Raw genomic sequence first — 14411 nt, 5'->3', positions numbered from 1 at the left:
TTCAATTAATAATCTCGTTATGTGAGATAATTAATAATTGATTTGTATTAATTCATACTTCATAAACTTTAATCACTAAGTTCTAAAATACATATGTTTTATCTTAGCAAAAAAGAACATTTATGATACCATCTGATTTTAGAGATTATTTTTTGAGCAGTAGCTTAATTATCCAACAAGATATTGTAAACTCTTTACTGTCTTTATCAACATCGGGTTCACATTTAGAAGAAGATAAAGAACGAAAAGCAGTTACTTGTCCTCATTGTAAAAGCGAACGCATACGTGCAAATGGTAAACTAAAAGGCGTACAACGCTATTTGTGTAATGGTTGTGGTAAAAACTTTAGTGAAACGACCGGGAAATTTTGGTTTGCATTAAAAAAGAAAGACAAGATTAACAAGTATCTTTATTGTTTACTATCGGGCTATAGTATTAGAAAAAGTGCAAAGGAAACAGGAATCTCAATTCAGACCTCATTTGATTGGCGTCATAAATTATTAACCTCATTTTCTAGCGTTTCAGTATCCGAATTTGAAGGTATTGTAGAGAGTGATGATTTGTTTTTTCCAATTTCAGAAAAAGGGAATCGTACTTTAGAAAGAAAACCTAAGAAACGAGGAGAAAAAGCAAGCAAAGCAGGTATATCTAATGAAAAAGTAGCCGTAATTGCTACCTGCGATCGTTCTGGAAATAAGGATTTTGAAGTGGTTACAACAGGACGAATTAGTAAAAAAGACCTAAACAAGGTGTATCAAGGTAAGCTCGATAAAGCAACAGTACTTTGCAGCGACAGTCATAGAAGTTATGATGCCTTTGCAAAATCTAATACAATTATTCATAAGAAGTTCAACGCATCAAAAGGACAGAAAACAGTTGATAAAATATATCATGTTCAGAATGTGAATAATATGGATATGAGATTGAGGAAATTTATGGAATCCTTTAATGGTGTAGCAACTAAATATCTGCAAAATTGTTTAAACTGGTTTTTGGTACTAGAAAAAATAAAGAATAAGACCAATAAAATGGCAACACTTGCTAGTATTGCATTAGCTTCTAATCAAGTCTGGATACAATTCAAAGAAATAGCTATAAACAATATACTTTTTTGAACTTAGCCATTATTTTTTACCAACAGAGACCAAATTGTAACTTCACCTTTCACCATGACGACAAACAAAAAGCAATTTAGCTAAAAAGTATATCGAAACACGAGATGTTTTGTACGGACCAATTACTACTATAGATTAGGCAACCGATTGTTCTGCCTGCTATAGGATAATGGCGTTTGATTCGTTATATTTTTAAATGCCCTAAAAAAGGTTACAGGCGAGGAAAAACCAGAATCAATAGAAAGCGAATTAATAGTGTGCTTATTTAGATAACCCCCATTAATAAGATCTTTGGCATACATAACACGCTGGTGCTTTAAAAATGATTTAAAGTTCTCAAAATCAGATTTTTTTAAAGCATCTCTAATTGTTTTGGCGCTTAAATTTGAGTGGAATTGCATTTTTGCTAATGAAAAATCGCATTCTAAAAATAATTTATTAACCATTACTACATGTGTTAAGCGGTCAAAAGCTTGATTTTCATGAGCTAAATTAGAATCGTCTTGATTAGTGAAAGTAACATTTGCAATGCTAGACAAAAAGCTAGGAATTATTAAAGGAAATAAAAACTCAAATATTAAAAGCAGTCGAAATAGAGTAGTGAACTCTTTAGCACTAGAATGGTTTCTGAAAAAAAATTGTAATATAAGAGCAATTGTTAAGTTTATTAATATGATTGAAACGTAGAAAGAGAAATACATTACAAAAGCCTTTACTTGTTTTGTTTGCTTCTTAAAGCGCTTCAATGCGCTCACAAAATTGAAAATTAATAAGACAACTAACAGTAAGTTCGCAATCCAAGAAAAAAGTGCAGTATCTCTATACAGTATTGTAAGCGTGCCCGGATTAAAGCCAGGGTTTATACCGAAAGTCACTGGCAACAATATTCTATACCCCATAAAATTAAAAACAAAAAGCGCTAAACTTATTAAAAAAACCAGGATAATTACTTTTGGCACTTTTGGCCGTATTTGAGAAAAAATAGACTTTGAAAATAGGAATAAGAATATCAAGCTCAACTGTTTATATAAAAGAATAATTTCCACCGGAAACGGAGATAGTTTTAAGAAGAACAGAAACCCTAAAAAACAAATCAAAAAAGTCAACGCAACATGCCCTAAAAAGTAGGATAAATGCATTTTATTTCGGGGAGTTATTGCATGCATCAATCGATAGAGGATGACTCCCAAAAACAATATAAGAAAAATAGAAAGCGAAAATTTTAAATCTTGAACCAAAATATTACTTATTCCATTAATTGTTAAAATATAAAGTATGTATAATTAAATACAAATATATTTTATTTTATGTTTTTTTCGGTTAATATGTTATGTTTTTTTAACATAAAAAACACATCATTATATGGTTCTAATAGTATCAAAAAATACTTTCTGACACTTATTTCTTTAGGAAAGTGAAATAAAATCAAACAATCTATTCTAAATTTGCGGGAATTTAATTTTAAATAATTTTTAAAACTCTATCCATGAAAAAAAAGTTTGATATTTTCAATTTTTTCTTTAGTTCTGCTGCAGTTGTTATACTTATAGGGGTTATTGCTAAGATTTTGGAATGGCCTTCACAAGATTTACTTATAACAATGGGTTTAAGTATAGAAGCACTTGTATTTGGAGTATCATCTATACGATTCATTGAAGTATCGAAATCAAAGAAAGTAGCTACTGAAACGACGCTTTCAAAAATGGCTGATAATCTTGCAACAGGAAAGCAAACCAAAAACGATGATGAAGCACTCATCAGTCCAGACAAAACTATACAAATAGGCAATGAATCAGAATTAAGCAGCACCACAAAATCAACGATTCTTGATAAATTACAAACTGAAGAATATACTATGTCAAATTTTAAAAAACTTAAATATTTTAATATTTCAGATGATTTCTATTTTCAACTAGAATGGTTTATTCTCCCAAAAGATGAATACAACTCGCTTAAAAACTTAATTCATGAACTATTTGGTAAAAATTTACCTGAAAAATCAGATTACTTATTTCTGAAAAACTCTCCAATCGAACTTCCTGAATACTCTTTCAGTGATTTAATTTTAGTTAAACCAGTAAAAATGAGTCGAGAAAGCTTGAGCTTACTTATAAATTCGTTTAAACTTGTCAAGTTTAAAGATTTCCTTTCCAAATTTATCTTATCAGAAATAAATAATAAAATATTAATCAGAAGTAGAAAAAATGGAGAAAGTCAAGTGTATTTTGAAGAGTCTTCACTGGTGTCTAATTACATCAAATCTCATTATAACCATAAGCTTGTTAAAGCACCTGTCATGAGTGTTTTAGAGCCTTTAATAGCTCTTAAAGGAGAGGAGTTAGTGCGGTATTTAGTTGATGACCTAGAAGTACAAGACTTAGTCAAACTAACTGATTTAGCTGAACTAACAATTCAATTGTCTGACACTTTAAAAATGTATTTGATCATTAAAATAGGGCATGTGGAATTCAACATGAAAACTAAGAAAGAGTTGGACGTATTAGTTCCTTTGATCAAAATTTTATTGGCATTAGATAACACAAACACTGCTAAAGAAAACTTGAACAAATTACTTTCTTTAAAAATCGATCAAAAAACAATTCTTCGTTTACAAGATGTCGTATACTTTAATGACAGTCAAATTTATTTTGGTGATCAAAATGAATATAACTTAAATATTACTGATTTGTTTTCTAGTGATCAACTTGGGATAATAAACTACTTTGAAAGTGTTATGGAACTGACTTCATCTAATGAAATGAGGGAAGTAGAACGAGTTCGAAAATTGTTTGGATTAGACGAATTTAACACTATAACAGAGCTTCATCAAAAAATGAATCGCTATATAGCGACCCGTCAAGAAGGCAAGCCCAAGGCTGGACAAATAGCATTCATTTTATTACACAAACAGTTTAGCAAATAAACATATGTCTGCATCAGAAAATAGTGATTCTAAACGGAATAAAATTATTGGTCTATTGTATATAGTCTTTATTTGTTTTTCCGTCATTTCCATAAAAGTTTCTTTGTTAGACTCTAATTTATACACCATTAGATCTTTTGAAGAGATATTTGAGGAAGAAGACAAAAAAATCAATGTTAGCGAAGATGTCATATTACATAATAAAGAGCAGTTGTTAAAGATCCCAAAGGCTGCTAGTTACTTAAAAATAAGCAATCGTATTGAAGAAAGTCAAAATTTAATTAAGGATATAATTGATTCTCTAAATAATCAATTAGGACAAAAGGGAAAATCTATTGTCAAAGAATTCAATAATCGGACTGCTGTTGAAAACATACTTAAAAAGGATAAATTCGTCCCCCTACTAAAAAAAAACCTGTTTGAACTTAAAGAATTTATTTCGTTTTCTGAATACCAATTAGACTCTATTCAAGATCCTTTATTTCAAAATATTCCCGTAAAAAAAATAATCAAAACAATTAAAGGTAAAGAAGCTGATTGGGAAGACTATTTGTTTTACAAAAAACCAACTGCCATTAGCTACATGCAACTCGTTAGAATAAAGGTTTTGTTGGCAAAATCAAAGTTACTATACAACGAAGCTACCCTCAAAGAAATTAATTATTCAGCAACATACTTCTCTCCTTTCAACCCAAAACTGTACGTGTTAAAATCAGAAGTTGAATATTACGATGATGATAAAATTTTAAAAGAGGGGAACGCGCTGTTTCAGAGAGCACTCAGGTTGTTGATGAATTATTCAAAGGTATACTTCAGTCCTTGAATACAGAAAATATTTTTGCTGGAATTCCCTATACGTTGTTATCTGATTTTAAATTTAAAATGGATTCTGAATTTGATATAGAAATTAACCCACAGGTTAAAACAAACATCAAAAAAACCAATATGTCACTGTATTCAGAGAACCAGGCAATTACTCTCTTAAATTTTACGACAAAAGAAATGGCTCTAATTTATTGTTTGAAAGAAATTTAAAAGTAGGCTACATCCCAGACCCAGTTGTAAGGATTGTGGGTAAAGGTTTCGAAGACAACATTATAAACAAGGACGAACTGTTACAAGCGGAACGATTAGAAGGGATTTTAAAAATCAATTATTTATCCTATTTCCCTGGTAAAATAAACAATTTTAAAATATCACGAATCAATAATGGTATCGAAGTGGCGGCTGCTTTGAATTATGGCGAAGTTTTTCAGTCACCTGCACAAGAAATAATTGCCAAACTTGATAAAAATGATTTTTTAGTGATTAATTTAATTAATGTAACAATGGATGATGGGACAACTCGTGTTCTTACTCCCTTAACGTTTAGAATAGTAAACTAAGATTAATGAGATACTTTTACAATATAATTACGGTTTTCTGCATATTTTTTTGCAGCGCAGCTTATAGCCAAGATACCCTTCAAGGGACATACAAAGATTACAAAATAGAAGCTGGTGAATATCTAATAAATGAAAATGTTCAATTCAATGGAAGTCTAATCATATCTCCAAATGTGAAAATTATTTTTGAGAAAAAAGGAACCATGATTATTGGCGGTAGTGTTCGTGCTATTAGTGAAAACTTTGATATAAAATTTATTGGTGCCGAAGGTAATGTAGGTAATGGGGTAATCATTGTAGATAAACAAAATGTTGAAATTGAATTTAACGGGGTGATATTTAAAAATTTAAATACTCCCCTATTTTTTGAAAACAGCTGGTATAGAACGAAAGTTAACGTTCGTAATAATATATTTATTCAGAATTATGGCAAAATTAGTCTTATTCAAATATTAACTCCTTACAATAGTTATTTTGAAAATGATCTCCCTATAGAATTTAAGTTAAACGGTAACCTTTTTGCTGAAAACAATTCCTCAATTTTTATACAAGATTTAGGTAGTTTAAATTTAAAGATTGATATTACCAACAACACTTTTATCAACAATAAAATTTTTGGTTTAGATTCATACACTATATCTTCCAACCTTATATATGGCCGCCTTGATGAAATCAATGCAGTAAATATTACTAAAATAGAAGCGAATAGTTTTATTAACAACTATTTGGTAAACAACTTAACCGGCCTACAGATTAAAAAAGCTAACTTAGGGATTTACGGAACCAAAGAAACATTCAATATTGGAGGTAATTTCTTTGGAACTATCGACCCTGATCAAATAGCCAACTCTATTTATGACAAAAAATACAATTACAACTCACCTCTAGTTGCATTTGAGCCATTCCTAACAGCACCCAACCCAGAAAACCCAGCACATATTTACGGTGCTTTAAATTTTGAAGGCAAAGAAATTAAGTCTAATGTTCTGTTAAATGAGCCACTAGAAGAATTTATTACCCTAAGCAATACATTCATTGATTTAACCAATGCAGAACTGTCTTATGTGTATTTAAAAGATACGCTAAGTGCAGAAGCCAGTAAGAAAGTAATTCCCTTCAAATTTAAACCAGGGGAAAAGGGAATAAACGTCACTGTAAGCAAAGAGTTTAATGAACTCAAAGGCAAAGTCGGGTATCTTGAATTAGATAACATAATTGATACAAACAAAACTTATGTCCCAAAATTACAAATTGGACAATTAGCGTTTGGAGAAAAAAAAATAAAAATTAAAGCAACATTAGACAAAATTGAAAAAGAGATGGAGTTGCTAAAAAAACAGCAAGACTCAATCAAAGGTAATGAAGAGGAAATAAGTAAGACAGAGCTTGGGAAGTTTGAAGTTGGTTTAATTGCTGGCGGTGCAATATTTCGAGGGTCAATTAGTAATAATAATTTCATGGAAAATGACTTGAACATTTCTTTTGGTATAGATATTGGTTATAACGTAAACCCCTATTTAACAGCAAGAATTAATATTTCAAGTTCTACACTAAGTAACTCCGACATCAACTCAGGAGATGCAGATAAGATTAATCGTGGCATGAATTTCTCCACTCCAATCTTGAGTATTTCGCCAGGGATAGACTTTGATCTCATCAATAACAGATCAAATCCAAAAGTTAATAAAGTAAGACCTTCTATAGGAATTGGACTTGATGCAATATCATTCAAACCTACTGGTATTTTTAATGGACAGGAATATGATTTAGCATCGTTAGGAACAGGCGGGCAATTCTTGAATGAAGAAACAGAACCATACGCAACGTTTACATTGGGCCTATATGTTACGTTTAAATTAAAATATCAGATAGGCAAAAACAGCATTGGTTTATTTGCTTCATATCATTCAACATTAACTGATTATCTAGATGATGTAGGTGCAGACCCCTATCCTGATCGAGATGCGCTCTATAACTCTAATGGAGAAAATGGCGGTGCTTCCGTATACTTTTCTAACCCTACATCAATTAATACGACCAATAGACTTAGAAGTGACCCTTCATCTGGAAATGATTCATTTGTAAAGGTTGGTATTTCCATAACAAGAAAACTGTTTAATCCTAAAAATTAATCATGCACATATTCTATTTTAACATCCGCACTAAAAAGACCCTTATTTTACTACTAATCTTGTGTTCATTGTTGTCATGTGCTGAAGAAATAATACCCTTGACAAATATTGAGTTTAGCAAGGAACTGCTATCAGGATCAATAAATATTACAGGACAGCAACATAAGGTTTGGAAAATTGACTCTATGTCAATCGATAATGTAGGACAAGTATTGAACAATTCTCAATTGAACTATTTTCAAAAATTCGATGCATTTGGATCGTGGAGCGATTACGACGGATTAAGTGGCGTTTGGGACATGCCAACTCAAAATACGATTAATATTATTATAGGCAATAATACTGTTGAATACTACGATGTGAATGTGTTGTCTTTTATGTTAAAGATGAAGAGACAATCTGAGGGTCAAACTATAGAATACTTTTATAAAATTAATAATTAAATGAAGTTACTATATTCAACCATGCTAACCATGTTGGTTAGTTTAATTTCAAATGCTCAAATATCCACTGGATATTCGATGGGAATTGTTGATGGGAACTCATTCTCAGAAGCGACATTTAGCTACCCCGTTACTGTTAACTATGATGATTGTTATTTTGTGACTAACACATTGCTTAAATATTGGGCGGGAAATGACGGAAGCTTTGTTTCTAGTTGTAATTCAGTCTTAGAAAAAGAATTGGTATTTGCAGATACAAAATACTTGGACTTTCCAGTTCAGATTTACCCGAATCCAACCAGCGCTATTACGGAGATTATTTTTTTAAGTGATTTAAACTTTCTAAAATCATTTGATGTGAATATTTTTTCTAGTAACGGAAGTCTTGTTTTAATAAAAGAAAACATTCCATTTAACGAATTCAAAATAGGATATAAACTAAATATTTCACTTTTATCAAATGGTATCTATTACCTGAGTCTTACGAGCGAAGATTTTTATAAATCCTTTAAAATAATTAAAATTTAAAAAATGAAGAAAACGGTACAATTTTTGATTTTTATACTTTGTTGTTCACCAGCGTTAATGCAAGCACAAGTTCCTAATGGCATTTCGTTCCAAGCAGTCGCAAAAGACGCTAATCAAAATGTAGCAAGTGAACGAACAATTCACATTAAGGTTAATATTAACGAAAATGACGCCAATGCGACTGTTTATTCTGAAACTTTCGAAGTAACCTCTTCTAGAGAAGGTATTTTCTCTGTAGTTATAGGTCAAGGAGATTGGCTTTTTGGCACAAACAGCATTCGAGAACTAGATTGGAGCAATAATATTTACTTTCTGAATTTAAATGTTGCCGTAGAACCCTCATTATATGACCCAAGTTGGAATTACCTCAATGAATACGTTGACTTAGGAACCTCTCAAATTTGGTCTGTACCTCATGCGTTTAGTGCTGATATAGCAAATAGTATTAGTGGCATTGTTCTAGGTGCTAATGGGGGTACTGGAATGAATAATGAAGGAAAAAAGATTGTCTTAGATGGAGATTTAAGCTTAATTGGAGATTACAGCCTCACATTAAATACTACAGGAGACACAAACGTTACTTTGCCAACATCTGGTACTCTTGCAACTCTTAGTGATGTCAATAACGGGATTTCAGGAGCTACTGCTGATTTATCTATCCTTCAAAATGAAATTGACGCAACGCAATTAAACGCGGGATTAAATGCTGATGGCACCTACTCAACAAACTTAAGTACTAATTACATCACAACTTCTACCTCTATTGTTGAGGCTACGGAAGCTCTTGATACACAAATCAAAATAAACACTGATGCAATTGCTGCAAATGCAGGAAGTAACACGGACGCCTTACAAACGGAACTAGACACCACACAAACAGGTGCTGGACTAGGGTTAGATGGCAGCTACACTCCTGATAGTAGTACGAACTATTTAATTACGGCAACTTCACTTACTAATGCAGATGTAGCATTGGATGCGCAGATCAAAAATAACCAAACTAATATTGCAACAAATTCCGATAACATTGCAATCAATGCAGGAAACAATACAAACTTGCGGACAGAACTCAATGCCACGCAAACTGGAGCAGGACTTGCAGCAGATGGCACATATATAGCTGATAGCTCTACCAACTACATCACTGCTGTAGGTTCTCTAACAGATGCGGATGCTGCTTTGGATACACAAATTAATATTAATACTACATCCATTACTGCTAATGCAACTGCAATTGCCACCAATAAATCAGATACCACTGCACTTCAAACAGAACTAGATGCCACACAAACAGCGGCTGGGCTTGGAACGGATGGCACCTACTCAGCAAACTTAAGTACCAATTACATAAAGACTGCCACCTCTTTAGTTAATGCTACTGAAGATTTGGATACACAAATCAAAACAAATAACGAAGCCATTGCAACCAATGCAACAGGAAACACTAGTATTCAAATAGAACTCGATGCCACTCAAACAGGTTCTGGACTGGGAACGGATGGTGCCTACTCAGCAAACTTAAGTACTAATTACATGACAACTTCTACCTCTATTGTTGAGGCTACGGAAGCTCTTGATACACAAATCAAAATAAACACTGATGCAATTGCTGCAAATGCAGGAAGTAACACGGACGCCTTACAAACGGAACTAGACACCACACAAACAGGCGCTGGACTAGGGTTAGATGGCAGCTACACTCCTGACAGTAGTACGAACTATTTAACTACGGCAACTTCACTTACTAATGCAGATGTAGCATTGGATGCGCAGATCAAAAATAACCAAACTAATATTGCAACAAATTCCGATAACATTGCAATCAATGCAGGAAACAATACAAACTTGCGGACAGAACTCAATGCCACGCAAACTGGAGCAGGACTTGCAGCAGATGGCACATATATAGCTGATAGCTCTACCAACTACATCACTGCTGTAGGTTCTCTAACAGATGCGGATGCTGCTTTGGATACACAAATTAATATTAATACTACCTCCATTACTGCTAATGCAACTGCAATTGCCACCAATAAATCAGATACCACTGCACTTCAAACAGAACTAGATGCCACACAAACAGCGGCTGGGCTTGGAACGGATGGCACCTACTCAACAAACTTAAGTACCAATTACATAAAGACTGCCACCTCTTTAGTTAATGCTACTGAAGATTTGGATACACAAATCAAAACAAATAACGAAGCCATTGCAACCAATGCAACAAGAAACACTAGTATTCAACTAGAACTTGATGCCACTCAAACAGGTTCTGGACTGGGGTTAGATGGCAGCTACACTGCTGACAGTAGTACGAACTATTTAACTGTGGCAACGTCACTTATTAATGCAGATGTAGTATTAGATGCGCAGATCAAAAATAACCAAACTAATATTACAGCAAATTCCGATAATATTGCGATCAATGCAGGAAACAACATAAAATTGGAAGCAGAATTAGACATCACACAAACGGGCGCTGGGCTTGGAACGGATGGTGCCTATACTCCTGACAGCAGTACGAACTATTTAACTGCGGCAACGTCACTTGCTAATGCAGATGTAGCATTGGATGCGCAGATCAAAAATAACCAAACTAATATTACAGCAAATTCCGATAATATTGCAATCAATGCAGGAAACAACATAAAATTGGAAGCAGAATTAGACATCACACAGACGGGCGCTGGGCTTGGAACGGATGGTGCCTATACTCCTGACAGCAGTACGAACTATTTAACTGCGGCAACGTCACTTGCAAATGCAGATGTAGCATTGGATGCGCAGATCAAAAATAACCAAACTAATATTGCAACAAATTCCGATAACATTGGGATCAATGCAGGAAACAATACAAACTTGCGAACAGAGCTAAATGCCACGCAAACAGGTGCGGGACTTGCAGCAAACGGCACATATATAACTAATAGCTCTACCAACTATCTCACTACTGTAGGTTCTCTAGCGGATGCGGATGCTGCTTTGGATACACAAATTAACATTAATACTACTTCTATTATTACTAATGCAACTGCAATTGCCATCAATACATCAGATACAAATGGACTAAAAACAGAACTAGATGCTACACAAACAGGCGCTGGGCTGGGAACGGATGGTACCTACTCAACAAACTTAAGTACCAATTACATAACCACTTCAACATCTTTAGTCGATGCTACTGAAGATTTGGATACGCAAATCAAAACAAATACTGATGCTATTGTAACCAATGCAACAAGCAACACTAATATTCAATCAGAACTTGATGCTACCCAAACTGGGGCTGGATTAGGAACGGATGGAGCTTACACTGCTAATGGCAGTACGAACTATTTAACTACAGTAACGTCACTTACTAGTGCAGATGTAGCATTGGATACGCAAATCAAAACAAATACTGATGCTATTGTAACCAATGCAGCAAGCAACACCAGTATTCAAACAGAACTTGATGCTACCCAAACTGGGGCTGGATTAGGAACGGATGGAGCTTACACTGCTAATGGCAGTACGAACTATTTAACTACAGTAACGTCACTTACTAGTGCAGATGTAGCATTGGATACGCAAATCAAAACAAATACTGATGCTATTGTAACCAATGCAACAAGCAACACCAGTATTCAAACAGAACTTGATGCTACCCAAACTGGGGCTGGATTAGGAACGGATGGAGCTTACACTGCTAATGGCAGTACGAACTATTTAACTACAGTAACGTCACTTACTAGTGCAGATGTAGCATTGGATACGCAAATCAAAACAAATACTGATGCTATTGTAACCAATGCAGCAAGCAACACCAGTATTCAAACAGAACTTGATGCTACCCAAACTGGGGCTGGATTAGGAACGGATGGAGCTTACACTGCTAATGGCAGTACGAACTATTTAACTACAGTAACGTCACTTACTAGTGCAGATGTAGCATTGGATACGCAAATCAAAACAAATACTGATGCTATTGTAACCAATGCAACAAGCAACACTAATATTCAATCAGAACTAGATGCCACTCAAGCGGGTGCTGGATTAGGAACGGATGGAGCTTACACTGCTGATGGCAGTACGAACTATTTAACTACAGTAACGTCACTTACTAGTGCAGATGTAGCATTGGATACGCAGATCAAAACAAATACTGATGCCATTGCAACCAATGCAACAAGCAACACCAGTATTCAAACAGAACTTGATGCTACCCAAACTGGGGCTGGATTAGGAACGGATGGAGCTTACACTGCTAATGGCAGTACGAACTATTTAACTACAGTAACGTCACTTACTAGTGCAGATGTAGCATTGGATACGCAAATCAAAACAAATACTGATGCTATTGTAACCAATGCAGCAAGCAACACCAGTATTCAAACAGAACTAGATGCTACCCAAACTGGGGCTGGATTAGGAACGGATGGAGCTTACACTGCTAATGGCAGTACGAACTATTTAACTACAGTAACGTCACTTACTAGTGCAGATGTAGCATTGGATACGCAAATCAAAACAAATACTGATGCTATTGTAACCAATGCAACAAGCAACACTAATATTCAATCAGAACTAGATGCCACTCAAGCGGGTGCTGGATTAGGAACGGATGGAGCTTACACTGCTGATGGCAGTACGAACTATTTAACTACAGTAACGTCACTTACTAGTGCAGATGTAGCATTGGATACACAATTAAAACGGTTTCTGATCAAGTAACAAATTTATCAGCTTCTAGCTCTAGCGGATCTACTAGTATTCAATCAGAACTAGATGCCACTCAAACAGGAGCTGGACTTGCAACTGATGAACTTACACTACTAACGCTACAACCAATTACATAACCACTTCAACATCTTTAGTCGTTGCTACTGAAGATTTGGATACGCAAATTAAAACAAATACTGACGCCATTACTACCAATGCAGCAAGCAACACCAGTATTCAAACAGAACTTGATGCTACCCAAACTGGGGCTGGATTAGGAACGGATGGAGCTTACACTGCTAATGGCAGTACGAACTATTTAACTACAGTAACGTCACTTACTAGTGCAGATGTAGCATTGGATACACAAATCAAAACGGTTTCTGATCAAGTAACAAATTTATCAGCTTCTAGCTCTAGCGGATCTACTAATATTCAATCAGAACTAGATGGCCACTCAAAACAGGAGCTGGACTTGCAACTGATGGAACTTACACTACTAACGCTACAACCAATTACATAACCACTTCAACATCCTTTAGTCGTTGCTACTGAAGATTTGGATACGCAAATTAAAAACAAATACTGACGCCATTACTACCATGCAGCAAGCAACACCAGTATTCAAACAGAACTTGATGCTACCCAAAACTGGGGCTGGATTAGGAACGGATGGAGCTTACACTGCTAATGGCTGTACGAACTATTTAACTACAGTAACGTCACTTACTAGTGCAGATGTAGCATTGGATACACAAATCAAAACGGTTTCTGATCAAGTAACAAATTTATCAGCTTCTAGCTCTAGCGGATCTACTAATATTCAATCAGAACTAGATGCCACTCAAGCGGTTGCTGGATTAGGAACGGATGGAGCTTACACTGCTGATGGCAGTACGAACTATTTAACTACAGTAACGTCACTTACTAGTGCAGATGTAGCATTGGATACGTCAGATCAAAACAAATACTGATGCCATTGCAACCAATGCAACAACAACACCAGTATTCAAACAGAACTTGATGCTACCCAAACTGGGCTGGATTAGGAACGGATGGAGCTTACACTGCTAATGGGCAGTACGAACTATTTAACTACAGTAACGTCACTTACTAGTGCAGATGTAGCATTGGATACGCAATCAAAACAAATACTGAATGCTAATTTAACCAATGCAGCAAGC

Annotated in this window: 11 protein-coding genes; 10 read left to right on the top strand and 1 reads right to left on the bottom strand. The window is 34.6% G+C overall.

The window, feature by feature from the left end; all coding sequences use genetic code 11:
- Positions 1–122 precede the first annotated feature (122 nt).
- The gene (locus tag BST83_RS02095) at positions 123–1115 is read left to right on the top strand and encodes an IS1595 family transposase (protein ID WP_104808370.1); all 993 of its coding nucleotides are present in this window, start codon (positions 123–125) and stop codon (positions 1113–1115) included.
- 128 nt (positions 1116–1243) lie between these two features.
- Here the strand turns inward: BST83_RS02095 and BST83_RS02090 are convergent, their stop codons facing one another.
- Positions 1244–2353, bottom strand: a complete 1110-nt coding sequence (locus BST83_RS02090; RefSeq protein ID WP_146092100.1) for a helix-turn-helix domain-containing protein — start codon at positions 2351–2353, stop codon at positions 1244–1246.
- A 248-nt stretch (positions 2354–2601) separates the two neighbouring features.
- Here BST83_RS02090 and BST83_RS02085 point away from each other — a divergent pair, with 248 nt between their 5' ends.
- From BST83_RS02085 to BST83_RS02040, 9 genes are all read left to right on the top strand, one after another.
- Positions 2602–4038 carry a GldL-related protein gene (locus BST83_RS02085; protein ID WP_104808368.1) on the top strand — a complete coding sequence of 479 codons (1437 nt, stop codon included), beginning with the start codon at positions 2602–2604 and terminating at the stop codon, positions 4036–4038.
- Positions 4039–4042: 4 nt separating this feature from the next.
- Positions 4043–4861 carry a hypothetical protein gene (locus BST83_RS02080; RefSeq protein WP_104808367.1) on the top strand — a complete coding sequence of 273 codons (819 nt, stop codon included), beginning with the start codon at positions 4043–4045 and terminating at the stop codon, positions 4859–4861.
- Between the two features lie 193 nt (positions 4862–5054).
- On the top strand, positions 5055–5423 hold the full coding sequence (locus BST83_RS02070) for a GldM family protein (protein ID WP_104808365.1): 369 nt from the start codon (positions 5055–5057) through the stop codon (positions 5421–5423).
- Positions 5424–5428: 5 nt separating this feature from the next.
- A complete protein-coding gene (locus BST83_RS02065) occupies positions 5429–7555 on the top strand; it encodes a DUF6089 family protein (RefSeq protein WP_104808364.1) in 2127 nt (708 codons plus the stop codon).
- 98 nt (positions 7556–7653) lie between these two features.
- Positions 7654–7998, top strand: coding sequence for a hypothetical protein (locus BST83_RS02060; protein ID WP_146092099.1), 345 nt, complete (start codon positions 7654–7656; stop codon positions 7996–7998).
- A complete protein-coding gene (locus tag BST83_RS02055) occupies positions 7999–8526 on the top strand; it encodes a T9SS type A sorting domain-containing protein (protein WP_104808362.1) in 528 nt (175 codons plus the stop codon).
- Between the two features lie 3 nt (positions 8527–8529).
- Positions 8530–13239, top strand: coding sequence for a beta strand repeat-containing protein (locus BST83_RS02050; protein ID WP_104808361.1), 4710 nt, complete (start codon positions 8530–8532; stop codon positions 13237–13239).
- A gap of 160 nt (positions 13240–13399) precedes the next feature.
- Positions 13400–13750: a hypothetical protein gene (locus BST83_RS02045; RefSeq protein ID WP_104808360.1), complete on the top strand. Its 351-nt coding sequence runs from the start codon at positions 13400–13402 to the stop codon at positions 13748–13750.
- 22 nt (positions 13751–13772) lie between these two features.
- On the top strand, positions 13773–14201 hold the full coding sequence (locus BST83_RS02040) for a hypothetical protein (protein WP_146092098.1): 429 nt from the start codon (positions 13773–13775) through the stop codon (positions 14199–14201).
- The last annotated feature ends 210 nt before the right edge of the window (positions 14202–14411 follow it).

Source organism: Polaribacter filamentus (genome assembly GCF_002943715.1).
In the GTDB taxonomy this organism is placed as follows: domain Bacteria; phylum Bacteroidota; class Bacteroidia; order Flavobacteriales; family Flavobacteriaceae; genus Polaribacter; species Polaribacter filamentus.
This window is presented reverse-complemented; position numbering and strand designations above follow the sequence as displayed.

Excerpts from the sequence above, each read along its gene's own strand:
- BST83_RS02080 (WP_104808367.1), top strand. The coding sequence starts at position 4,043 with ATGTCTGCATCAGAAAATAGTGATTCTAAACGGAATAAAATTATTGGT.
- BST83_RS02095 (WP_104808370.1), top strand. The coding sequence starts at position 123 with ATGATACCATCTGATTTTAGAGATTATTTTTTGAGCAGTAGCTTAATT.
- BST83_RS02050 (WP_104808361.1), top strand. The coding sequence starts at position 8,530 with ATGAAGAAAACGGTACAATTTTTGATTTTTATACTTTGTTGTTCACCA.
- BST83_RS02085 (WP_104808368.1), top strand. The coding sequence starts at position 2,602 with ATGAAAAAAAAGTTTGATATTTTCAATTTTTTCTTTAGTTCTGCTGCA.
- BST83_RS02055 (WP_104808362.1), top strand. The coding sequence starts at position 7,999 with ATGAAGTTACTATATTCAACCATGCTAACCATGTTGGTTAGTTTAATT.
- BST83_RS02065 (WP_104808364.1), top strand. The coding sequence starts at position 5,429 with ATGAGATACTTTTACAATATAATTACGGTTTTCTGCATATTTTTTTGC.